At 70.7% G+C, this 22,281-nt stretch carries 16 protein-coding genes; 9 read left to right on the forward strand and 7 right to left on the reverse strand.

Annotation, left to right across the window (positions count from 1 at the left end):
* Positions 1-28 precede the first annotated feature (28 nt).
* The 5 genes from AC3A6G_RS01360 to AC3A6G_RS01380 all read right to left on the reverse strand — a co-directional run bounded on the left by AC3A6G_RS01360 (position 29) and on the right by AC3A6G_RS01380 (position 5,960).
* Positions 29-397, reverse strand: a complete 369-nt coding sequence (locus AC3A6G_RS01360; protein WP_487872856.1) for a Zn-ribbon domain-containing OB-fold protein — start codon at positions 395-397, stop codon at positions 29-31.
* A complete protein-coding gene (locus AC3A6G_RS01365) occupies positions 394-1,548 on the reverse strand; it encodes a thiolase family protein (protein ID WP_487857907.1) in 1,155 nt (384 codons plus the stop codon). The genes AC3A6G_RS01360 and AC3A6G_RS01365 overlap by 4 nt, the downstream gene beginning before the upstream one ends.
* Positions 1,549-1,553: 5 nt before the next feature.
* Positions 1,554-2,405, reverse strand: a complete 852-nt coding sequence (locus tag AC3A6G_RS01370; RefSeq protein WP_487872857.1) for an IclR family transcriptional regulator — start codon at positions 2,403-2,405, stop codon at positions 1,554-1,556.
* Between the two features lie 158 nt (positions 2,406-2,563).
* Complete coding sequence (locus AC3A6G_RS01375) at positions 2,564-4,990, reverse strand: DNA internalization-related competence protein ComEC/Rec2 (protein ID WP_487872858.1); 2,427 nt, start codon at positions 4,988-4,990, stop codon at positions 2,564-2,566.
* A 91-nt stretch (positions 4,991-5,081) separates the two neighbouring features.
* Entirely contained in the window at positions 5,082-5,960 is an 879-nt protein-coding gene (locus tag AC3A6G_RS01380) for a LysR substrate-binding domain-containing protein (RefSeq protein ID WP_487857910.1), read from the reverse strand.
* Between the two features lie 170 nt (positions 5,961-6,130).
* On the opposite strand from AC3A6G_RS01380, the gene AC3A6G_RS01385 reads away from it, so the two are divergent.
* From AC3A6G_RS01385 to AC3A6G_RS01425, 9 genes are all read left to right on the forward strand, one after another.
* On the forward strand, positions 6,131-6,721 hold the full coding sequence (locus AC3A6G_RS01385) for a cysteine dioxygenase family protein (RefSeq protein WP_487872859.1): 591 nt from the start codon (positions 6,131-6,133) through the stop codon (positions 6,719-6,721).
* Entirely contained in the window at positions 6,718-8,334 is a 1,617-nt protein-coding gene (locus AC3A6G_RS01390; protein WP_487872860.1) for a rhodanese-like domain-containing protein, read from the forward strand. Before AC3A6G_RS01385 ends, AC3A6G_RS01390 begins: the two co-directional genes overlap by 4 nt.
* Entirely contained in the window at positions 8,331-9,668 is a 1,338-nt protein-coding gene (gene fahA, locus AC3A6G_RS01395; RefSeq protein ID WP_487872861.1) for a fumarylacetoacetase, read from the forward strand. Before AC3A6G_RS01390 ends, fahA begins: the two co-directional genes overlap by 4 nt.
* A complete protein-coding gene (gene metC, locus AC3A6G_RS01400) occupies positions 9,665-10,864 on the forward strand; it encodes a cystathionine beta-lyase (protein WP_487872862.1) in 1,200 nt (399 codons plus the stop codon). Before fahA ends, metC begins: the two co-directional genes overlap by 4 nt.
* Before the next feature lie 22 nt (positions 10,865-10,886).
* Entirely contained in the window at positions 10,887-11,867 is a 981-nt protein-coding gene (locus AC3A6G_RS01405; protein WP_487857915.1) for a Bug family tripartite tricarboxylate transporter substrate binding protein, read from the forward strand.
* A 120-nt stretch (positions 11,868-11,987) separates the two neighbouring features.
* Positions 11,988-15,485: a transglutaminase family protein gene (locus AC3A6G_RS01410; RefSeq protein WP_487872863.1), complete on the forward strand. Its 3,498-nt coding sequence runs from the start codon at positions 11,988-11,990 to the stop codon at positions 15,483-15,485.
* 52 nt (positions 15,486-15,537) lie between these two features.
* Positions 15,538-18,132, forward strand: coding sequence for a circularly permuted type 2 ATP-grasp protein (locus tag AC3A6G_RS01415; RefSeq protein WP_487857917.1), 2,595 nt, complete (start codon positions 15,538-15,540; stop codon positions 18,130-18,132).
* Between the two features lie 19 nt (positions 18,133-18,151).
* A complete protein-coding gene (locus AC3A6G_RS01420; protein ID WP_487872864.1) occupies positions 18,152-19,147 on the forward strand; it encodes a transglutaminase family protein in 996 nt (331 codons plus the stop codon).
* Positions 19,144-19,602, forward strand: coding sequence for a RidA family protein (locus tag AC3A6G_RS01425; protein ID WP_487857919.1), 459 nt, complete (start codon positions 19,144-19,146; stop codon positions 19,600-19,602). Before AC3A6G_RS01420 ends, AC3A6G_RS01425 begins: the two co-directional genes overlap by 4 nt.
* 29 nt (positions 19,603-19,631) lie before the next feature.
* Here AC3A6G_RS01425 and AC3A6G_RS01430 read toward each other — a convergent pair whose 3' ends face one another.
* Positions 19,632-22,001 (reverse strand): phosphocholine-specific phospholipase C, encoded by a 2,370-nt coding sequence (locus AC3A6G_RS01430; RefSeq protein WP_487872865.1) that lies wholly within the window; start codon positions 21,999-22,001, stop codon positions 19,632-19,634.
* A 29-nt stretch (positions 22,002-22,030) separates the two neighbouring features.
* Entirely contained in the window at positions 22,031-22,228 is a 198-nt protein-coding gene (locus tag AC3A6G_RS01435; protein WP_487857921.1) for a hypothetical protein, read from the reverse strand.
* Between the last annotated feature and the right edge of the window lie 53 nt (positions 22,229-22,281).

A 22,281-nucleotide genomic window follows, 5' to 3' on the forward strand; every position in this document is an offset into this window, starting at 1 on the left:
TGTTGGGACGACGGGTGCGCGCTGCGGCTCAGTCGGGCGCGGGCGCGAAGCGCACGAGCACCTGGCCCGCGTGCGTGAAGAAGCCGGCCCGCACCGCGTCGCCGATGCGCACGCCGGGCGCGGCATGCGCCATGAGGCGCGGCCCCTCGTCGAGCGTGGCGAGCACCAGCGTGTAGGGCGCCAGCGCGCGGAAGGCGTCGGAGGGCGCGCGCGAGACGACGGTGACGGCGTGCACGGTCGCGCGGCCGCTCGCAGTCTTCCATTCGAGCTGCGTGCCGCCGCAGGCCGCGCAGGCGTAGCGCGCCAACGTCTGCGCGTGGCCGCAGGCGGCGCACGACTGGTAGCGCAGTTGGTGCCGCGCGAGGCCTTCGGTGAATGGAGCGGCAAGACTGCTCATGACCCACCCCCGCGAGAAAGCACCAGGCTCACATGCGACGACATCACGCCGCCGTCCGCATGCACGAACGCGTGGCGGGGGCGCCGCAATTGCCGCTCGCCGGCTTGCCCCGTCATCTGGCGGAACACTTCAACGGTGTGGGCCATGCCGCCCGCGACCCCACAGTGGCCGAACGACAGCAGGCCGCCGTGGGTATTGAGCGGCAGCGGTCCGCTGGCGCGGAAATCGCCGTTGCGCACGCGCTCGGCCGCACCGCCGCGCGGCGCGAACCCGATCTCCTCGAGCAGCATCGCCAGCGTGATGGTGAAGGAGTCGTAGATGCCGAGGCAGTCGATGTCGTCCACGCCCAGGCCCGCTTCGCCGAACGCGCGCCCGGCCGCTTCGGCCGCGCCGCACTGCATGACGTCGGCCATCGCGCTCAGGTGCTGGTGCCGGTGCGCCTGGCCCGCGCCCGCAATCGCCACGCCCTCGTCGCCGCGCGCGGCCGACGACACCACCAGCGCCATCGCGCCATCCGAAATGGGGCAGCAGTCCATCAGCTTGAGCGGCGCGGCGATGGGCTTCGATGCCAGCACGTCGGGCACCGACATGGGCGAGCGCAGGTGCGCGCCGGGGTGACCCATGGCGTGCGTGCGCATGAGCACCGCGAGTTCGGCCAGATCGGCTTCGCGCGTGCCGGTCTCGTGCATGTAGCGCGATGCGAGCAGGCCGTAGTAGGCCGGCACCGAGGCGCCGTTGGGCACTTCGAAATCGGCATCGCCCACCTGCGCCAGGGTCTGGATGGCGCTGTCGCGCGACTGGCCGCTGAGCCGGTTCTCGCCGCCCACCACCAGCACGTTGCGGCAGCGGCCGGCGCGCACCAGCTCGCGCGCCAGCATCAGCATCGCCGAGCCACTGGCGCCGCCAAGCTGCAGGCTGTGCGCATAGGCGGGCCGCAGTGCGAAGCGCTCGCAAAAGAGCGTCGACATCATCAGGTGCGGGAGCGTGGTCGCGTAGCCGCAGAGCACGCCGTCGATGTCGGCGCGCCGCAGCCCGGCCGCGTCGAGCGCCTGCTGCGCGGCCTGGGCCATGAGGTCGATGGCGCCCTGGCCTTCGTGGCGGCCGAAGGCGGTGCCGCCGGCACCGACGAGAAAAGCGTTGGGAGAAGTCATGTCGGTCAATGCACCCGCACCCGATGCCCGACGCCGCGCGTGGCGAGCGCGCTCTGCTGCGCTGCGCCGCTCCACAGCACTTCGCAGGTGGCGCATTCGCGCTTGAGCGCCTTGGCCAGTTCGGCCTCGCGCGAGGTGATGCGGTCGTTCAGCGCCGCGATGCTGATGGCCGCGACGGGCCGGCCATCGGCCCCGAGGATCGGCGCGGCGATGCCGCCCATGCGCTCGACCACCACGTCGAGCAGCACCGCATGGCCGCGCTCGCGCGCTTCGAGGGCGCGGGCTTCGAGCAGCTTGGGCGTGATGCGCGGATAGCGCTTGAGCTGCGGCGCGATCACCGCGAGCGCGGCCTTCCGCTCGGCTTCGGGCATCCATGCCAGCAGCGCGAGGCTGCCCGCGCCCACGCCGAGCGGCCGGCGACTGCCCACCGAAAGGTAGTTGGCGCGGATCGGGAAGCGCCCTTCTTCCACGTCGACACACAGCGACTCGATGCCGCTCGGGATCGACAGGATCACGCTGTCCTCGAAGGTGCCGGTGAGGCGAAGGAGGCTCGGGCGCACCAGCGGGCGCGGGTCGAAGCGCGCGAGGGCCGCGGCGCCGAGCACCAACAGTTCGGCGCCCAGGCTGTAGCGCTTGGTCTTCGCATCGCGCACCACGAAGCCGTCGCGCATCAGCACTTCGACGAGGCGCAGCACGGTGGTCTTGTCGAGGCCGGTGGCCAGGGCAATGTCGGTCAGGCGGGCGACGCCGGGGTCGGAGAGCGCCCGCAGGATGCGGCAGGCCCGCTCGACCGACGAGGTAGGTTCGGTGGCGCTGTTCGCCAGGACGGATGCAACGGAACGGGGTCGGACGGCCATCGGCTTTTCTCTTTGTTTCGCTTAGCGGAACCGCGATTGCAGCGCCATTGGAGGTCGCGTGCGGGGGCCGGTCAAGAAAACCCGAAATAGTTGCTGCCAGCGAAACTTTTCAAGGGAAAACCCGCGTGCCCACGGGATGCACGCGCACGCGGAACGCGTCAGGGCACGCGGTGGTGCCAGTAGCGCGCGTGGCGCTCGCGTTCGCAGTCCACCTGGGCGGGCGTCGTGCTGCGCCACAGCGCCGCGCCGCAGCGCGCGCTCTCGAAGAGCGGCACACCCGCGCCGGCATAGCGCGCGACCACCTCGGCGGCGGGATGCCCGAAGCGGTTGCGGTAGCCCGCCTGCACCAGCGCGATGCGCGGGCGAACGGCCTCGAGCAGTGCTGCGCTCGACGAAGTCTTGCTGCCATGGTGGGGCACCAACAGCACGTCGGCGCGCAGTTGCTGCGGCGTGCGTGCCACCAGCGCCGCTTCCTGCAGGCGTTCGATGTCGCCCGCCAGCAGCGCCGCCGCCCGCGCGTTGGTGAGGTGCAGCACGCACGACACCGCATTCGGCTTGGTGAACGAGAGGTAGTCGGCCGGCACCGGGTGCAGCACCTCGAAATCCACACCGTCCCAGGTCCAGCGCTGGCCCGCCTCGCAGCGCCGCACCGGCCGCAGCGACTGCAGCGGGTGCCCGGCCTCGATCGAACTCAGCAGCGCGGCCTGGGGCTGCATCGCGAGCACCGCGGCGGCGCCCCCGGTGTGGTCGCTGTCGCGGTGGCTCAACACCAGCATGTCGAGCCGCTCGTCGAAGGCGCGCAGCAGCGGCACCAGCACGCGCTGCCCCGCGTCGCTCCCCAGGCCGTAGCGCGGCCCCGCGTCGAACAGCAGGCTGTGCGTGGCGGTGCGCACCAACACGGCATTGCCCTGGCCGATGTCCGCCGCGAGCAACTCGAACTCGCCGTGCGCCGGTCGCGGCGCCTGCCAGAGCAGCACCGGCAGCAGCAGCGGCACGCCGGCCACGCGCAGCGCCCAGGGAAGCCGCATCGCAAGCAGTACCCCGCCCACCACGCCGCCGGCGGCCATCCAGGCCGGCGCCGCGGCCACCGAGAACGTGGCCCACGGCAAGCCGGCCAGCCAGGCGAGCAGCGCGCCGAGCACCTGCACGGCCGCGGCGGCAACGCTCCACAGCGGCGGCACCACCGTGCCGAGCATCGCGAGCGGCGTGACCACGAGCGTGACCCACGGGATCGCCACCGCATTCGCGACCAGGCTGACCAACGAGACCTGCTGGAAGAACAGCAGGCCGAGCGGCGCCAGCGCGAGCGTGACCACCCATTGCTCGCGAAGAAAGCCCGCGAGCCGCGCCGCCGGGCCGATCGCTTCGCCGGCCGGCTGCATGAAGCCGGTCGTGAAGAGAATGCCGACCGCCGCGAAGCTGAGCCAGAAGCCGGCCTGCATCAGCGCCCACGGGTCGAGCAGCACCACCACCGCGGCGATCAGCAGCCAGACATGGGGCCACGGCCAGCGCCGCCCCGACAGGCGCAGCAGCGCCGCGGCCGCCAGCATCCAGACCGTGCGCTGCGAGGGCACGCCCCAGCCGCTGAAGAGTGCATAGAGCCCGGCCAGCAGCACGCCGCCGACCAGCGCAGCCTGCGGCGCAGGATGACGCAGCATCAGCCGCAGGCTGCGGCGCCACAGCGCACCGACCGCGTGCGCGGCGAGCCAGGCGAACATGGTGATGTGCAGCCCCGAGATCGACATCAGGTGCGCCACGCCGGTGGCGCGAAAGATGTCCCAGCCGGCACGATCGATGGCCGCCTGGTCGCCCGTCACGAGCGCCGCGATGACGCCGGCCGGCCGCGCATCGGCCACGCGTTCGAAGACCGCGTCGCGCACCGCCTCGCGGGCCCGCTCGATGGGGTGGCGCCAGGTGGACGCCAGCCGTTGCGGCGCGGTGTCGCGCCCGCCCGTGCGCACGTAGCCGGTGGCCTGGACGCCCTGCTCCCAGAGCCTCAGCTCATGATCGAAGCCATGTGGGTTGAGATGGCCGTGCGGTGCCTTCAGCCGCACCGTGAAGCGCCAACGCTCGCCCGCATGCAGCGCCACCGCGTGGCCCCCGGCGTCGCCGTCGCCGTCGCGGTCGCGGTACCAGCCCAGCGCAATGCGCGCCGGTACGCGCGGCGGCACCTGCAGGCGCGTGGCGTCCGCATCGCGCCACTGCGCCGATTCCACATCGAGCCGAAACCGCGTGCCCCCCTCGTCGCGGCGCGGCATCTGCGCGACGACGCCGACCACCTCCAGGTCGCGCCCTTCGAGTGCAGGTTCCAGCGCGCCGGCCAGGAAAGCGCAGGCGCGCACGCCCGCGAGCCCCGCGCCGCAGCAGGCGCCCGCGAGCAGCGCTGCCGCGAGCATCGCAGGGCGCCTGGCGCGGAGGGTGCGCGCGGTCAGGGCAGCAACAACCGCGCCCCCCGCGATGCAAAGTGCCAAGTACGCCGGCCAAGGCCAGAGCGCGGCCTGCTGCAACTGCAGCGCACTGCCCAGCACCACTCCGCCCATTGCCGCGAAGGGCCATGCCGCGCGCGCGGCCTGCGTGTGTGCCATGCCTCCCTGCCTTCCCTTGCAGCGCCTCGAGCGGGCGCATTGCGTTGTCTTGTTGCTGTCGTTCTGCGCGGGAGTATGCGCGAACGCGGTGCTACTTCGGCCGCCTGCGCCCCGGCTCGACGAGCCCGAGATTGCCGCCGATCATCTCGAACACGCGCCGCGTCACCGGGCTCACGGCGTTCTTGCGCATGTACAGGAAATAGGGCACGTCGGGCAGCGGCGGCAGCCCCTCGCGCGCACCGAGCACGCGGGTGTACGAATCCACGAACTCGATGCCGCGCGCCGCCACGCCGAGGCCGGCGCGCAGCGCGGCCTTCACGCCCAGCACGTTCGAGGTGGTGTAGCTCGCGGTCCAGGTCAGGCCCACGCCCTGCAGCGCTTCTGCCGCCATGCGATGGAACAGGCTGGGCCCGTCGATCACGATCAGCGGCACCGGCTTGGAGGCATCGTGCTTGTAGCCCGCGGCGCAAAGCCACACGGTCGGATGCATCCGCAGCAGCACCCCTTCGGCCTCGGGCTCGGCCCGGTTGGCAATGATGATGTCGAGCCGCCCCTGCGCCAGAGACTCCATCAGGTACGGACTGCGGGAGATCTCGATATCGATCTGCATGCGCGGCATGGTCTGCGCGATCTGCGCCAGCACGCGCGGCAGCAGCAGGTCGGCCATGTCGTGCGGCGCGCCGATGCGCACGCGCCCCTGCTCGCCCGAATCCGCCAGCCCGCGCAGCGCCTCGTCGTGCACCGCGAGCAATTGCCGCGCATACACCAGGAGCCGCAGCGCATGGCTGCTCATGCGCTTGTTGCGGCCCGCCTTCTCGAACAGCGGAAAGCCGATGCGCAGCTCCAGCCGCTGCATCTGCTGCGTCACCGCCGACTGGGTGAGGTCGAGCCTCGCCGCAGCCGCTGCGAAGGAGCCGCATTCCTCGATGGCCACGAGGGTCCTCAACTGATCCAGGTCCAAAGCTCTCATAGTTCACGGATTCTAATGATTCTTGCACCTCGACTCGATTGATTCTTTCGACCTACACCGGGCAATATCGCCATTGCTGGCAGGGCAAGGATGGCAGACGACCGCGAACGTCGCCGCCTCCACTTTGCCAGCAACACATCAGCTTTGCTGACAATTGAAAAGGATTGGCGATGAGCATTTACGACCACACTTCCCGCGCGGTGGCGCACACCCTGGCCAAGGTTCAGGGCCGCCTGGAACTCGGGCTCACGCGTGACGCGCTGGAGCGGGTCAAGCAGGACCTGATGGCGCTGGCCGCGCAGGTTTCGCTGTGGTCGGCCGAGCATTTCCCGGCGCCTGCCGACGGCGAGCTGCAGGCGCGCTACCTGGTGGGCGAAGACAAGGCGCTGGGCCATTCGCTCTACCTGAACGTCATGCGCCCGGGCAAGCGCATCCTGCCGCACAACCACACCACCTGGGCCTGCATCGCCGCTGTCGAGGGCTCGGAGGTCAACCGCCTCTACGAGCGCACCGACGGCGGCCGCGAGGCCGGCCCGGCGACGCTGCACCCGGCGGGCGAAGTCATCGTCGCGCCAGGCAACGGCATCGCACTGATGCCCGACGACATCCATTCGGTCGAGATCCCGCCCGGCCAGGAAATCCGCCACCTGCACATGTACGGGCGCCCGCTCGAATCGCTGTCCGAACGGCTGGCCTACGACATGGAGCGCGGCACCTGCGCGCGCATGACGATGGGCGTGAAGACCACGGTGAACGCATGACCGCAGCCGTGCTCCAGAAGACGCCGCCACCGTCGATCGGCGCGCAGACCCTCAAGCGCTGGCTGCACGACGGCCAGGAACTGGCGCTGTTCGACGTGCGCGAGCGCGGCCCGTTCGCCGAATCGCATCCGCTGTTCGCAATACCGCTGCCCTACAGCCGCCTCGAACTCGATGCGCCGCGCCTCGCGCCGCGGCGCGTGGTCCGCACGGTCGTCTGCGACGCGGACGGCAAGGGCGCCGCGGTGCATGCGGCGCGCCGCCTCGAGGCGCTCGGCTACCGCGACGTCTACCTGCTCGAAGGCGGCACCGCGGCATGGGCCGCGGCGGGCTACGGCCTGTTCGCCGGCGTGAACGTGCCCTCCAAGACATTCGGAGAGCTCGCGGAGCTGGCCTACGGCACGCCGCACATCAGCGCCACCGAGCTGGCGCGCCGCGTCGCTGCGGGCGAGCCGCTGACGGTCCTCGACGGCCGCCCGATGACCGAGTTCCGCAAGATGAGCATCCCGGGCGGAACCTGCTGCCCGAACGGCGAACTACCCTACCGCGTGACCAGCCTGGTGCCCAATCCGCGCACCACGGTGGTCATCAACTGCGCCGGGCGCACGCGCAGCATCATCGGCGCGCAGACGCTGATCAATCTCGGCCTGCCGAACCCCGTGCTGGCGCTCGAGAACGGCACCCAGGGCTGGGCGCTGAACGACCTCGCGCTCGACCACGGGCGCGACAACGGCTATCCGCCCGGCTCGGGCAGCACCGCACTGCGCGACGCCGCGGTCCGGCTGGCCACCGCGCACGGCGTGCGCATGGTGGCGCCCGACACGGTGCGTGAGTGGGCGCGCGACGGTGCGCGCACGCTGTACCTGTGCGACGTGCGCTCGCCCGAAGAATTCGCGGCGGCCAGCTTGCCGGGGGCGCAGCACACGCCCGGCGGGCAGCTGATCCAGTCGACCGACGAGTACATCGGCGTGCGCAATGCGCGGCTGGTGCTGTTCGACGACGACGGCGTGCGCGCACCCACCGTCGCGAGCTGGCTGCGCCAGCTGGGCCACGATGCGCATGTGCTCGACGGCGGGCTGCGCAGCGGACTGGCGCTCGAGACCGCGCGGGCGGCTGTCCTGCCGCCCGCGCCGCCCGAGGTCGAACCATCGGAAGTGGCCGAGGCACTGCGCGAAGGCAAGGTGCGCGTGGTCGACCTGCGTTCCAGCGCACTCTTCCGCCAGTCGCGCATCCCCGGTGCCGCCTGGTCGATCCGGCCGCACATGCGGGCACTCGCCGACGCGTCCGACGACCGCCCGATCGTGCTCGTGGCCGAGCATCCGTCGATCGCCGCGCTCGCCGCCTCCGAACTCGAGCCCACCGCCCAGCGCGTTTCACTGCTCCGCGGCGGCTTCGAAGCCTGGGCCGCGGCGGGCCTGCCCGTGGACACCACGCCGATCGCGGCCTCGCAGGAGGAACACATCGACTTCGTGTTCTTCGTGCATGACCGCCACGACGGCAACAAGGAAGCCGCGCGCCGCTACCTGGCCTGGGAAATCGGGCTGGTCGCGCAGCTCGACGACGAGGAACGCGCCATGTTCCGCCTGCCTGGCGACGGCGGCCATCTCGCCTCATGACCCTCGATACGACCCATGATCCCGACGCGACGTCGTGGATCGGATCGGCCAATGCGCCGAGTTGCGACTTCCCCATTCAGAACCTGCCGTTCGCCTGCTTCGCGCCCGATGCCGGCGCCCCCGCGCGCGGCGGCATCGCGGTCGGCGACCAGATCGTCGACCTGGTGGCGCTGCATGCGAGCGGCCTGCTCGAAGGCGGTGCGCAGGACGCGGCCGCGGCCTGCTGCGCCCCGGTGCTGAACGACTTCATGGCGCTCGGCGCGCCCGCATGGCGTGCGCTGCGCCGCGCGGTGTTCGCGCTGCTCTCGACCGACGCCAGCGAAACCGAACGCATCGGGGTCAGCGCCTGCCTGCTGCCGCAGGCGCAGGCCTACTACCGCCTGCCGGCGCGCATCGGCGACTACACCGACTTCTACACCTCGGTGCACCACGCCTACAACGCGGGCCTGCTGGTGCGCCCGAACGATCCGCTCGCGCCGAACTTCCGCTGGCTGCCGGTGGCCTATCACGGCCGCGCCTCGAGCGTGTGCGTCGGCGTGCTCGGCGAAGGCGTGCGCCGGCCGCATGGGCAGCGCATGGCGCCCGGTGCCACGGCGCCCGAATTCGGGCCGAGCACGCGCCTCGACTACGAACTTGAGCTCGGCGCCTACATCGGCCCGGGCAACGCGCTCGGCGAACCCATCGCCGTGGGCGACGCGGAGGAGCAACTCTTCGGGCTGTGCCTGCTCAACGACTGGTCTGCGCGGGACATCCAGTTCTGGGAAATGGCACCGCTCGGTCCCTTTCTCGGCAAGAACTTCTGCACCACGGTGTCACCGTGGATCGTGACGATGGAGGCGCTGCGGCCGTTTCGCCGGCCCTGGCAGCGCGCAGCGGACGAACCGCAGCCGCTGCCGCACCTCGCGCATCCGCGCGTGGCCGCGGCCGGTGCGCTCGACATCCAGCTCAGCGTGGGCATCGAGACCGAGGCGCATCGCCGCGTCGGCGCACGCGCGGTGCAGGTATCGCGCACCAGTTTCGTCCACCAGTACTGGACGCTGGCCCAGATGGTGGCGCACCACACGAGCGGCGGCTGCAACCTCGCACCGGGCGACCTGATCGGCACCGGCACCATCTCCGGCCCCACGCCCGAAGAGGCCGGCTGCCTGCTCGAAATGACGCGCAGCGGGCGCGAGCCGCTGCTTCTGCCGGTGGCGGGCGAAGCGCCCCAGGAGCGCGCCTTTCTGGCCGACGGCGACGCGGTCGAACTGCACGGCTGGTGCGAGCAGCCCGGCGCGCGGCGCATCGGCTTTGGCTGCAACCGGGCCGTCGTGCGGCCGGCGAGGACCGCATGAAGAACACATCCCCTTCCGCGCCGGGCGCCACCCGGCTGGTGCATGGCGGCAAGCATCCGCACTTCGAGGGTGGCCAGCCGGTCAACCCGCCGGTGGTGCGCGCGAGCACCGTGCTGTTCGACAGCACCGCCCAGCAGCTCGACCTGCGCGCGCGGCGCGACCACGAGCGCAATTTCATCTACGGCGCGCGCGGCAATCCCACCAACTTCGCACTCGAGGACCTGGTCACCGAACTCGAGGGCGGCCATCGCACGCGCCTGCTCCCCACCGGCCTCGCCGCGATCGGCATGGTGCTGCTCGCCTACCTGAAGCCGGGCGATCACCTGCTGATGAGCGAGGGCGTCTACGAGCCCGCGCAACACCTGGTGCGCAGCCACCTCATGCCGCACGGCATCGCCTGCGACTTCTTTCCGGCCGACGGCCGCGACCTCGCGGAGCGCCTGCGGCCCAACACGCGCATGGTCTACGCCGAATGCCCCGGTTCACTGCTCTACGAGATGTGCGACCTGCCCGCGATGGCCGCGCTGGCGCACGAAGCCGGCGCGCTGCTGGTGGCCGACAACACCTGGGGCTCGGGCATGCAGTACCGCCCGCTGGCACTGGGCGCCGACGTTTCGGTGATGGCCGCGACCAAGTACCTGGGCGGCCATTCCGACGTGGTGATGGGCACCGCCTGCGCCACCGAGGCGGCCTGGGCGCCGCTGAACGCCACCTGCGACACCTTCGGCATGACGGTGAGCCCCGACGACGCCTACCTCGTGCTGCGCGGCGTGCGCACGATGGGCGTGCGGCTCGCCCGCCACGAGCGCCAGGCCTTCGAGGTCGCGCGCTGGCTGCAGCGCCGCCGCGAAGTGGTGCGCGTGTTCCATCCCGCCCTGCCCGAGGACCCTGGCCATGCGCTGTGGCAGCGCGACTGCCGCGGCAGCAACGGGCTGCTGTCGTTCGAGCTCGACCCCGCCTGGGACGCCGCCACCGCGCGGCGCTGGGTGGATGCACTGGCGCTGTTCGGCATCGGCGCCTCGTGGGGCGGCTACGAAAGCATGGTGGGCCTGTACGACATGGCCCGCACGCGCGGCGAATCGAACTGGGCCGGCTGCGGCCTCGTGAATCGCCTGCACATCGGGCTCGAAGACGTGCAAGACCTGCTGGCCGACCTGGCCAACGCGTTCGAGCTCGTCCAACGCACCAACAACTAACCAACTACCAAGGAGGCAAACCATGAACCCATTTCCACTCAACCGCCGCAACCTGCTGCTGTCCGCTGCCGCACTGGGTCTGCACCCGCTCGCCGGCGCCGCGGGCGACGAATATCCGTCGCGCAAGCCCGTGCGGCTGATCGTGCCGTTCTCCGCGGGGGGCAGCTCCGACGTCGTCGGCCGCACCATCGGCGACTGGATGGCGAAGGATCTCGACCAGACCGTGCTGATCGAGAACAAGACGGGCGCGGCCGGCGCCATCGGCAGCCATTACGTCGCCAAGGCCGAACCCGACGGCTACACGCTGCTGCTCGTGGACGCGCTTCACACCGTGAACCCGGTGTTCACGCGCAACATCCCGTTCGACCCCACGAAGGATTTCACCGCCATCGGCGGCATCGCCAAAACGCCGCTGTTCCTGGTGTGCCGGCCCGACTTTCCTGCCAAATCGGTGGCCGAGATGGTTGCCTACGCGCACAAGCACCCCGGCAAGCTGAACATCGGCATCCCCGGCAACGGCAGCATCGTGTTCGAGATGATCCGCCACCTGAGCAAGGCCAGGGTGACCGTGGTGCCGTACAAGGGCACCGCGCCTGCCATGATCGACCTCGTGGCCGGCCAGATCGATTTGATGGTGATCTCCATCGCCTCGGGCGCGAGCTTCGTGAAGAACGGCCAGGTGCGCATGCTCGCGACCACCGCCCCCGAGCGCCACCCCGACTATCCCGACGTGCCGACCTTCGCTGAAGGCGGCCTGCCGGGCGTGGTGTACGAGCAGTGGTTCGGCCTGATGGGCCCGGCCGGACTGCCCGCGCCGGTGTCCGAGCGCATCAGCCGCTCGATCAGCTTCGCGCTGGCCCAGCCGGCGATGAAGGAGCGCCTCAAGGCGCTGACGCTGGACCCCTTCGAGGCCGATGCGAAGACCTTCGGCGACCGCGTCGAAGGCGATGCCCGCAAGTGGCGGCAGCTCGCCAAGGACGCGAAGATCAAGCCGGTCGGCTGACCGGGACGCGGCTGGCGCATTCCTTGCGTCCGCCAGGGCGAAGGCCTGTCCGCAGGCCCTATCATGCGTCGAAGCCCGGCAGCAGCTGTCGGCGCGCAATATCGTCCTGACGGGAGAAACATGTCCATCCACGCCGCGCTCCACCACGTCACGCACTACAAGTACGACCGGCCGGTGCAACTGGGACCACAGGTGGTGCGCCTGCGCCCGGCGCCGCATTGCCGCAGCACCGTGGTCTCGTATTCGCTGCGCGTCGAGCCCGCGGACCATTTCGTCAACTGGATGCAGGACCCGTTCGCCAACTACCAGGCGCGGCTCGTGTTTCCCGAGAAGACGCGCGAGTTCAAGGTCACGGTCGACCTGGTGGTCGAGATGGCGGTCTACAACCCCTTCGACTTCTTCCTCGAGCCGCAAGCCGAGAATTTCCCGTTCAAGTACACGCCGTCGCAGGCCGAGGAGCTCGCGCCCTACCTCGTCACCGAAACCCCCACGCCGCTGCTGGCGGCCTACCTCGACAAGGTCGACCGCAAGGTGCAGCGCACCATCGACTTCCTGGTCGGCATCAACCAGCAGGTCCAGCAGGACGTCAACTACCTGATCCGCATGGAGCCGGGCGTGCAGACGCCCGAAGAGACGCTCGCCAGCGGCAGCGGCTCGTGCCGCGACTCGGGCTGGCTGCTGGTTCAGCTGCTGCGCCACTGCGGCCTCGCGGCGCGCTTCGTTTCGGGCTACCTGATCCAACTCACGCCCGACGTGAAGGCGCTCGACGGCCCGAGCGGCACCACCGTCGACTTCACCGACCTGCATGCCTGGTGCGAGGTATTCCTGCCCGGCGCAGGGTGGATCGGCCTGGACGCCACCTCCGGCCTCCTGGCCGGTGAAGGCCACATTCCGCTCGCCTGCACGCCCACGCCGTCGAGCGCCGCGCCGATCGAGGGCGGCGTGGATGAATCCGAGGTCGAGTTCGGCCACGAGATGAAGGTCACGCGCATCTACGAATCGCCGCGCGTCACCAAGCCCTACAGCGACGACCAGTGGAGCGAGGTGCTCGCGCTCGGCGAGGCGGTCGACGCGCAACTGCAGGCCGGCGACGTGCGCCTCACGATGGGCGGCGAGCCGACCTATGTGGCCACGAGCGACCGCGATGCGCCTGAGTGGAACACCGATGCGCTCGGCCCCACCAAGCGCGGCTACGCCACCGAGCTCGTGCACCGGCTGCGGGCCGAATACGGGCACGGCGGCTTCCTGCATTTCGGCCAGGGCAAGTGGTACCCCGGCGAGCAGCTGCCACGCTGGGCGCTGTCGATTTTCTGGCGTGGCGACGGCCAGACGCTCTGGCACGATCCCGCGCTCTTTGCCGACGAGCGCGTGCCCACGCACTACACGAGCGACGATGCGCAGCGCTTCACCACGCTGCTCGCACGCAAGCTCGGCATCACCGAGCGCTACGTCCTGCCGGGTTACGAGGACGTCTACTACTACCTCTGGCGCGAGCGCCGCCTGCCCGTCAACGTCGATCCCTTCGACTCGAAGCTCGAGGACGAACTCGAACGCGTGCGCCTGCGCCGCGTGTTCACGCAGAAGCTCGATGCGGCCATCGGCTACATGCTGCCGCTCGCGCCCGCCAATGCCGACCGCGATGCGCCCGCGCTCGAAGGCCCGGGCTGGCAGACCGGCCCGTGGTTCCTGCGCGACGACCGGCTCTACCTGATTCCTGGCGATTCGCCGATGGGCTACCGCCTGCCGCTCGATTCGCAGCCCTGGGCCAGCAAGGGCGACTACCCTTACCTGGTCGAGCGCGATCCGACGGCACCGCGCGCTGCGCTGCCGAGCGCCACCGACTACCGTGCGCGCTATGACGTCGTTGACGGCGCCGGCGCCGATCGCGATGCGGTGCCGTACGCCTTCGGCGCGCCGCCCGCGGTGCCCGCCGCGCTGCGCATGCAGTCGCCCGGCGATCCGGCCGCCGCCGGCGACGCGGCCAGCCACTTCGCGCGGCAGCAGACCACCCGCCAGCCGCGCCGCGGCGAATCGGCGCACTGGGTCACGCGCACGGCGCTGTGCGTCGAGGTGCGCGATCCGCGGCGTGCCAACGGCCCCGCCGCCGAGAAGCAGGGCAGCGCCTCTGGCGTGCTGTACGTCTTCATGCCGCCGCTCGCGCGGCTCGAGGACTACCTCGACCTCGTCGCGGCAGTGGAAGCCACCGCGCGCGAACTCGGCGTGCGCATCGTGATGGAAGGCTATCCGCCGCCGCGCGATCCGCGCCTGAAGATGCTGCAGGTCACGCCCGACCCTGGCGTGATCGAGGTCAACATCCATCCCGCGCACAACTGGAAGGAACTGGTCGCGCACACCGAGTTTCTGTACGACGCGGCCTTCGAAACGCGCCTGTCGGCCGAGAAGTTCATGACCGACGGTCGCCACACCGGCACCGGCGGCGGCAACCATTTCGTGCTGGGCGGGGCCACGCCCGCCGACAGCCCCTTCCTGCGCCGGCCCGAGCTGCTCGCAAGCCTGTTGCTCTACTGGCACAACCATCCCTCGCTGAGCTATCTTTTCTCGGGCATGTTCATCGGCCCGACCAGCCAGGCGCCGCGCGTGGACGAGGCCCGCAACGACCAGGTCTACGAACTCGAGATCGCGCTCGCGCAGATCGCCAGGAGCCGCGAGCTGCATGGCGAGGGCATGCCGGCATGGCTGGTCGACCGCACGCTGCGCAACATCCTGATCGACGTCAGCGGCAACACGCACCGCAGCGAGTTCTGCATCGACAAGCTCTACTCGCCGGATTCGAGCACCGGCCGGCTCGGGCTGCTCGAGCTGCGCGCCTTCGAGATGCCGCCGCATGCGCGCATGAGCATCGTGCAGCAGCTGCTGATCCGCGCGCTGGTCGCGCGCTTCTGGAACGCGCCATATCGGGCGCCGGTCACGCGCTGGGGCACCGAGCTGCACGACCGCTTCCTGCTGCCGACATTCGTGAAGATGGACTTCGACGACGTGATCGCCGAGATGCGGCAGGCCGGCTTCGCCTTCGAGGCCGAATGGTTCGCGCCGCACTTCGAGTTCCGCTTTCCGCTGGTGGGCCAGGTGCAGGCGATGGGCGTTGAGCTGTCGCTGCGCAACGCGCTCGAACCCTGGCATGTGATGGGCGAGGAAGGCGCGCCCGGCGGCACGGTGCGGTATGTCGATTCGTCGCTCGAGCGCATCGAGGTGCGCGTCACCGGGCTCAACGAAAGCCGCCACACGGTCACCGTCAACGGCCAGGTGCTGCCGCTGCAGCCCACCGGCACGGCCGGCGAGTTCGTTGCGGGCGTGCGCTACAAGGCCTGGAACCCGCCCTCGGCGCTGCATCCGACCATCGGCGCCCATGCGCCGCTGACCTTCGACATCGTCGACACCTGGATGAAGCGCTCGCTCGGCGGCTGCCAGTATTTCGTCGCCCATCCGGGCGGGCGCAACTACGAGACCTTCCCGGTCAACGCCTACGAGGCCGAAAGCCGCCGCCTGTCGCGCTTCACGCGCACGGGCCACACGCCGGGGCCACTGCAGACGCCGCCGGCCACGATCGAGATCGCGGGGAGCCGGGAGTTTCCTTTCACGCTGGATCTGCGGCGTTGAAGAAGGCGGGGTCGCAAGGCCCTGATGACGACGGTGTGACAATCCACGCACTGTGGAACCCCTGAACGAATCCCTGTTCGACGCCGCCGCGCTGGACCATCCAGCTGCGCTGGCGTCGGCGCTCGCGCCCGCGGCCCTGCCCGGCCACTTCGACGAGCTGCGCGGCCGGGCCGCCGGCGCGGGCGACAAGCCACCGCTCACGACCGGCTGGAGCGCCTTCTTCGAGCAGCTCGGCCCGGGCGGCTTCGCCGACCTGCCGCGGCGCGCGGTGAGCCTGGCGCGGCAGATCCGGGACAACGGCGTCACCTACAACGTCTATGCCGACGCCGACGGACCGCAGCGGCCCTGGTCGCTCGACCTGTTCCCGCTGATCGTCTCGCCCGAGAGCTGGCGCCAGATCGAGGCCGGCGTGCTGCAGCGCATGCGCGTGCTCGACCGCGTGATGGCCGACGTCTACGGCCCGCAGCAGCTGCTGGCCGAGGGCCTGCTGCCCGATGCGCTGGTGCGCGGCCATCCGGGCTACCTGCGCGCGATGCACGGCGTGAAGCCGCCGGGCGACACCTGGCTGCACATCGCGGCCTTCGATCTCGCGCGCGGGCCCGACGGCAACTGGTGGGTGGTGTCGCAGCGCACGCAGGCGCCGTCGGGGCTGGGCTACCTGCTCGAGAACCGGCTCGCGATCACGCGACAGTTTCCGCAGGCCTTCGAGGCCCTGCACGTGCAGCGCCTGGCCGCCACCTACAGCGCGATGATGGACGGCCTGCAGCGCATGTGCCCGGCCGGCGCGCCGCCGCATATCGCGCTGCTGACGCCCGGCCCCTACAACGAGACCTACTTCGAGCACGCCTACCTGGCGCGCTACCTGGGCCTGACGCTGGTCGAGGGCAACGACCTCACGGTGCGCGACCAGCGGCTCTACCTCAAGACGCTGCAGGGTCTGCGGCCGGTGCACGGCCTCATCAAGCGGCTCGACGACCAGTTCCTCGATCCGCTCGAGCTGCGCCCCGACTCCACGCTGGGCGTGCCGGGCCTGTTGCAGGCGATCCGCGCCGGCAACGTGCTGGTGGCCAACATGCCGGGCTCGGCATTCCTCGAATCGCCGGCGCTGCTGGGCTTTCTGCCCGGGCTTGCGCGGCGCCTGATCGGCGAAAAACTCAGCCTGCCCGCGCTGCCGACCTGGTGGTGCGGCGAGCGTGCCGCGCTCGACGCGGTGCTGCCGCAGCTCGGCGCCTCTGCCATCAAGCCGACCTATCCCGGCATCGACGGGCAGACCAGCTTCGATGCGGTGCTCGGCAGCCAGCTCCGGCGGCGCCAGCTCGACGAATGGGCCGGGCGCATCCTGCGCGACGGCGACGCCCACACGGTGCAGAGCTACATGCCGCTGTCGCAGATGCCCACCTGGGCCGGTGACATGGGGCCGGGCCACATCGCGCCGCGCGCGGTGCTGCTGCGCGTGTTCGCGGTCAGCGACGGCGCACAGTCGTGGCGCGTGCTGCCCGGCGGGCTCGCGCGACTCGCGGGACGCGACGCGCAGATCGCCTCGATGCAGCGCGGCGGCAGCAGTGCCGACGTGTGGGTCCAGACCCATGACGAGGTCGACCGCACCACGCTGCTGCAGCCGCATGCCACCACCGCCTCGCTCGCGCGGCACCGCGCACCCGTCACCAGCCGCGCGGCCGAGAACATGTTCTGGCTCGGCCGCTACACCGAGCGCGCCGAGAACGCGGTACGGCTCGCGCGGCTCGTGCTCGACCTGCTGGGCGGCGAGGACCAGTCGTCGCGCCCGCTGCTCGAATGGCTGCATCGCATGGCGCTGCGCAATTCGCTGGTGCCGGCGGGCGTGCCGAGCGCGCCGCAGTCGCGCCGCGTGTTCGAGCGCGCGCTGGTGGCCGAACTCGGCGACGTGGCGCGCGGCGGCAGCGTCGGGTACAGCCTGCGCTGCATCCGCCAGTCGGCGGCGGCCGTGCGCGAACGGCTCTCGCAGGACAACTGGAACCAGATCGTGCGCACCGAGGCCGAGTTCCTGCGCCGCGCGGCCGAGCAGGCTGGCGAAGGTAGCTTCGCGACCCCCGTCGCACTGCGCACGCTTGAATCGGCCAGCACCGCGCTGGCCGCGATGACGGGTGCGCAGACCGACCGCATGACGCGCGACGACGCCTGGCGGCTCTTGTCCATCGGCCGCCACATCGAGCGCCTGGGCTTTCTCTCGAGCGCGCTCGCAGCCGGCTTCGAGGGCGGCGCGGTGCACGAGGCGAGTGGCTTCGAGGCGATGGTGGCGCTGTTCGACAGCACCATCACCTTTCATGCGCGCTACCAGCAGCGGCGCGACGTCGCCACGTTGGTCGACCTGCTCGTGCTCGATACCGAGAACCCGCGCTCGCTCGCCTGGGTGACGCAGACGCTGCGCGGGCGCATCGCGCGGCTCGCGGGCAGCGCGCCAGGCAAGCTCACCGCGCTGTCGCACGAGCTGCCCGACCCCGCTACGTGGTCGCTCGAGGCGCTGTGCGCCCCCGGCGCCGACGCGAGCCATGCTGCGCTGATGGAGCTGCTCGCCGGCTGCGAGAGCGCGGCCTATCATGTGTCCGACGCGATCGGCATCCGCTATTTCACGCTCACCTCGGAGTCGCTGCGCTCGGTGGGCGCCTGACGTCGAGGCCGCGACACCCATGCTTCTCCACGTCACGCACGAAACCCGCTACGCCTATTCGCCCCCGGTCGAAACCGCGCAGCACCTGGCCCACCTGAAGCCGCTCGACACCGCGTCGCAGCGCCTCGTGAGCCACCGGCTCACGATCGACCCGGCACCCGCGCAGCGCAACGAGGTGCCCGACGTCTACGGCAACACGCGCGCCTTCTTCGCACTCGATGCCACGCACGAGAGCCTGGTGGTCACGGCCGAGAGCGTGGTCGAGACCTCGGTGCCGCAACTCGCGCCCGGCGTGGCGCGCGCGCTGCCCTGGGAGGCCGTGCGCGAGCGCTTCCGCTACCGCAAGGGCGCGGTGTTCGATGCGGCCTCGGAGTTCGTCTTTCCCTCGCCCTACGTGCCGCGCCACGACGATTTCGCGGCCTATGCGCGCGCCAGCTTCACGCCCGAGCGCCCCGCCTTCGAGGCCGCGATGGACCTGACCGAGCGCATGTACCGCGACTTCGAGTACGACGCCGACAGCACCGAGATCAACACGCCCGCGGTCGAGGCGCTCGCGCAGCGCAGGGGCGTGTGCCAGGATTTCGCCCACATCATGATCGCGTGCCTGCGCGCATTGGGGCTGCCCGCGCGCTACGTGAGCGGCTACCTGCTGACCCAGCCGCCGCCCGGCCAGCCGCGGCTCGTGGGCGCCGATGCGTCGCACGCGTGGGTCGCGCTCTACCTGCCGGGCGGCAGCAGGGGCGACGGCAACAGCGAAGACGCCGGCGGCTGGGCCGAATTCGATCCCACCAACGGCCGCCAGCCCGGCGAGGACTACGTGGCACTCGCCATCGGCCGCGACTATGCCGACGTGTCGCCGATGCGCGGCGTGCTGCACGGCGGCGCGCGCCACACGCTCGACGTGGGCGTGACGGTGCGCCCGCTCGACGAACTGCAGGGCGACGCGGCCGCGCAGGCAGCGCCGTCACAATCACAGACTCAGTTTTCGCAACCCCAGGACAAGGACCCATCATGAGCGTTTACGACAAGCTTTCCAGCCTCGGCATCACCCTGCCCCCGGTGGCCACGCCCGCCGCGGCCTACGTGCCTTTCGTGCGCACCGGCAACCTCGTGTTTCTCTCGGGCCACATCGCACGCAAGGACGGCAAGCCCTGGGTTGGCCAGCTCGGCGCCGATGTCAACACCGACGAAGGCAGGAAGGCCGCGCGTGCCATTGCCATCGACCTGCTCGGCACGCTGCATGCGGCCGTCGGCGACCTGAACAAGGTCAAGCGCATCGTCAAGCTGATGAGCCTCGTCAACTCGGTCGGCACCTTCACCGAGCAGCACCTCGTGACCAACGGCGCGAGCGAATTCTTCGCTGAGGTCTTCGGTCCCGAGAAGGGCGCGCATGCGCGCAGCGCGTTCGGCGTGGCGCAGGTGCCGATGGGCGCCTGCGTCGAGATCGAGCTGATCGCCGAAGTGGAATAAACAACTTCGGCCAAGGCCGCACCGCTCGCTCAGAAGCGGTCGGCCATGCCCATCGCCGGATCGCTCACTGCATGGCGGCCGGTCTCGATCCGGCCCGCAAGGCGGCGGTAGAACGCCTTGTCGGCATCGCAGCGCACGGCCAGGTCGTACCACTGGCCCGATGCCTCGAGGCTCCAGCTCAGCAGGGTCTCGCCGCCACCTTCCACACGCACCGTCCAGTCGTCGTCCGGCCGACCGCCACCATGGCCATGCCCGTGGCCGTGGCCCTTGCCCGGCCCGCCGTCACGGTCGCGGTCGCCGTGCACCCAGCGTCCGCCGCCGAGCACCCGTGGCCGCGCATAGGCCTTGTTCGACTGCACGGTGAAGACGCAGTCGCGGCGCCCGTCGTTGCGCAGCTGCAGGTACAGGTCGCCGCGGCGTGCGTCGTAGCCCACGCGGATCTCGGGCGATGCCGCGCCGCCCGCGCGCAGTGCGTTGAGGTCGCCCTTGAACTGCCGGTGGTAGCCGTTCGGGCCCAGCACCCAAAGGTCGTAGCGCCCGGCGTTGTCGGTCATCGCGTTCCAATGGCCGTCGAGCCGCTTGCCGGGCTCCACCATGTAGCGGCGCGGCAGCTGGTCGGCGAGGTGCAGCTTGTCATAGACATGGAACACCGCCGCGGCGCGCCCGCTGTTGGCGAAGAGCAGCTGGATGCGGCCGTTGGTCGCGTCGCTGCGCGCGCTGGTGTGCAGTTCGTACGGCAGGGCGCGCGAGGGCCGCACGCCGGTGGCCTGCTGCGGAAGCGCGGCATCCAGGGGCGGTTCGATCTTCGGCATGGCCTGCTGCGCGGCGGTGCGCGCATCGACCTCGGCCTTGGTGCTGCGCCCGGACAGGGTCGGCAGCGGCTCGTCGTTGGGACGGTCGAAGTTGAACGCGCTCGTGAGGTCGCCGCAGACCGCGCGGCGGAACGGGCTGATCTGCGGCTCGGCCACGCCCGTGACCTTCTCGAGGAACATCAGCGTGGAGGTGTGGTCGCAGACCTGCGAGTTGACCCAGCCGCCGCGGCTCCACGGCGACACCACCCACAGCGGCACGCGCGGACCGGGGCCGTAGGGGCGGCCGTCCTGCGCGGGCTGCTTGGGCGTTGCCGGCGTCCAGTCGTGGTACTCCACCGCCACGTCGTCGGCCGCCATGGTGGTGCCGCCGGCCAGCGTCCCGTCGGGGTTGCGCGAGGGTGCCGACGGCGTGGGCACATGGTCGAAGAAACCGTCGTTCTCGTCGTAGTTCACGAGCAGCACCGTCTTGCTCCAGACCTCGGGGTTGGCGGTCAGCGCGTCCAGCACTTCTTGCACATACCAGCCGCCCTTGGCCGGGCTCGACGGGCCGGGATGCTCGCTGTAGACCGAGGGCGCGATGATCCACGACACCGCGGGCAGCCGGCCGTTCTGGATGTCCTCGCGGAAGGTCTCTAGGAAGCCGTGCGGCATGGTGTTGTGGAAACCCTTGGCGAGCGGGCTCAGGGTGTCGTCGACCACGGGGTCGTAGAACGGGCCGGCCGCGGTCACCGGCTGCGTGATGTCGGTTGCGGGCACGTACACCGGCCGGCGCGCGGGCGGCATCTGCTCGATGGCCGCGCGCCAGTGGCGAAAACCCATCATCTCGTTGCAGCCGAAGTTGTCGACCAGGCTCTGGTAGACCTTCCACTTCACGCCGGCCTGCTCGAGGCGGTCGGCGTAGGTGGTCCAGGTCCAGCCTTCGGTCGAGGCACCGATGTCGTTGCCGCCGTTGAACTGGTTGTTCAGCGCTGCGATGCGGACCTTGCCGCCGTCGACCGGGCTGATGCCGTTCGGGCCGTTGGTGCCGCTCCAGTAGAACAGGCGGTTGGCGATGGTGCCGGTGTGCATGCCGCAGTGGTAGTGGTCGCAGAGCGTGAAGGCATCGGCGAGCGAGCGCTGGAATGCGACCTCGGCCGCTTCGTAGTAGCCCATCGACAGCGGGTTCTTCGCATCGGGCCACTTGTACATGCGGCCGTGGTCCCACGCAGCCTGCGAGTCGGCCCAGCTGTGCGGCGTGCTGCCGGCGCGCTGCGCGTTGCCCTTGCTTTCGTCGAGGTGGTAGGGCACGTAGGTGGTGGGCGGCGAGGTCTTGGTATAGGTCTGGTGGAAGACGTTCTTGCCGTTCGGCGTGGGCACGGCAAAGCGGTCGCCGAAACCGCGCACGCCCTTGAAGGTGCCGAAGTAGCTGTCGAACGAACGGTTCTCCTGCATCAGCAGCACGACGTGCTTGACGTCCTTGATGGTGCCGGTCTCGCGGTGTGCGGGAATCGCGAGCGCGCGGCGGATGCTCGGCGGAAAAGTGGCCAGCGTGGCGGCGGCAATGCCGGTTCCCGCGGCGCTCTGAAGGAAATTGCGGCGTGAGGTCATGGGGTGTTGTGCTTGTCGTTTGATGGGGCTCAGGGCGCGAAGCTGACGTTGGGCTGCGCCTGTTCCTGCTGGGCTTGCGCATCGGCCACGGCCGGGGCCTCGGTCTTGCTCGACAGGGGGGCGGCGAAGCCCGCCGCGCCGCCGCCACCATCGCCACCGCCACAGGCGCCAAGGCTGGCGATGAACGAAAGCGCGATGCACGCGCGCCAGGAAGTGAACTTGCTCATGGATGACGACTCCGTTGTCCGAACCGAAGAAATCCCTGCCGCCTCGGCAAGGC

This window comes from Variovorax sp. Soil_C_26 (assembly GCF_057657075.1).

Bases quoted from the DNA above. Each gene is read 5' to 3' on its own strand.
- AC3A6G_RS01360 (WP_487872856.1), bottom strand. From the start codon at position 397: ATGAGCAGTCTTGCCGCTCCATTCACCGAAGGCCTCGCGCGGCACCAA.
- AC3A6G_RS01365 (WP_487857907.1), bottom strand. From the start codon at position 1,548: ATGACTTCTCCCAACGCTTTTCTCGTCGGTGCCGGCGGCACCGCCTTC.
- AC3A6G_RS01370 (WP_487872857.1), bottom strand. From the start codon at position 2,405: ATGGCCGTCCGACCCCGTTCCGTTGCATCCGTCCTGGCGAACAGCGCC.
- AC3A6G_RS01375 (WP_487872858.1), bottom strand. From the start codon at position 4,990: ATGGCACACACGCAGGCCGCGCGCGCGGCATGGCCCTTCGCGGCAATG.
- AC3A6G_RS01380 (WP_487857910.1), bottom strand. From the start codon at position 5,960: ATGAGAGCTTTGGACCTGGATCAGTTGAGGACCCTCGTGGCCATCGAG.
- AC3A6G_RS01385 (WP_487872859.1), top strand. From the start codon at position 6,131: ATGAGCATTTACGACCACACTTCCCGCGCGGTGGCGCACACCCTGGCC.
- AC3A6G_RS01390 (WP_487872860.1), top strand. From the start codon at position 6,718: ATGACCGCAGCCGTGCTCCAGAAGACGCCGCCACCGTCGATCGGCGCG.
- fahA (WP_487872861.1), top strand. From the start codon at position 8,331: ATGACCCTCGATACGACCCATGATCCCGACGCGACGTCGTGGATCGGA.
- metC (WP_487872862.1), top strand. From the start codon at position 9,665: ATGAAGAACACATCCCCTTCCGCGCCGGGCGCCACCCGGCTGGTGCAT.
- AC3A6G_RS01405 (WP_487857915.1), top strand. From the start codon at position 10,887: ATGAACCCATTTCCACTCAACCGCCGCAACCTGCTGCTGTCCGCTGCC.
- AC3A6G_RS01410 (WP_487872863.1), top strand. From the start codon at position 11,988: ATGTCCATCCACGCCGCGCTCCACCACGTCACGCACTACAAGTACGAC.
- AC3A6G_RS01420 (WP_487872864.1), top strand. From the start codon at position 18,152: ATGCTTCTCCACGTCACGCACGAAACCCGCTACGCCTATTCGCCCCCG.
- AC3A6G_RS01425 (WP_487857919.1), top strand. From the start codon at position 19,144: ATGAGCGTTTACGACAAGCTTTCCAGCCTCGGCATCACCCTGCCCCCG.
- AC3A6G_RS01430 (WP_487872865.1), bottom strand. From the start codon at position 22,001: ATGACCTCACGCCGCAATTTCCTTCAGAGCGCCGCGGGAACCGGCATT.
- AC3A6G_RS01435 (WP_487857921.1), bottom strand. From the start codon at position 22,228: ATGAGCAAGTTCACTTCCTGGCGCGCGTGCATCGCGCTTTCGTTCATC.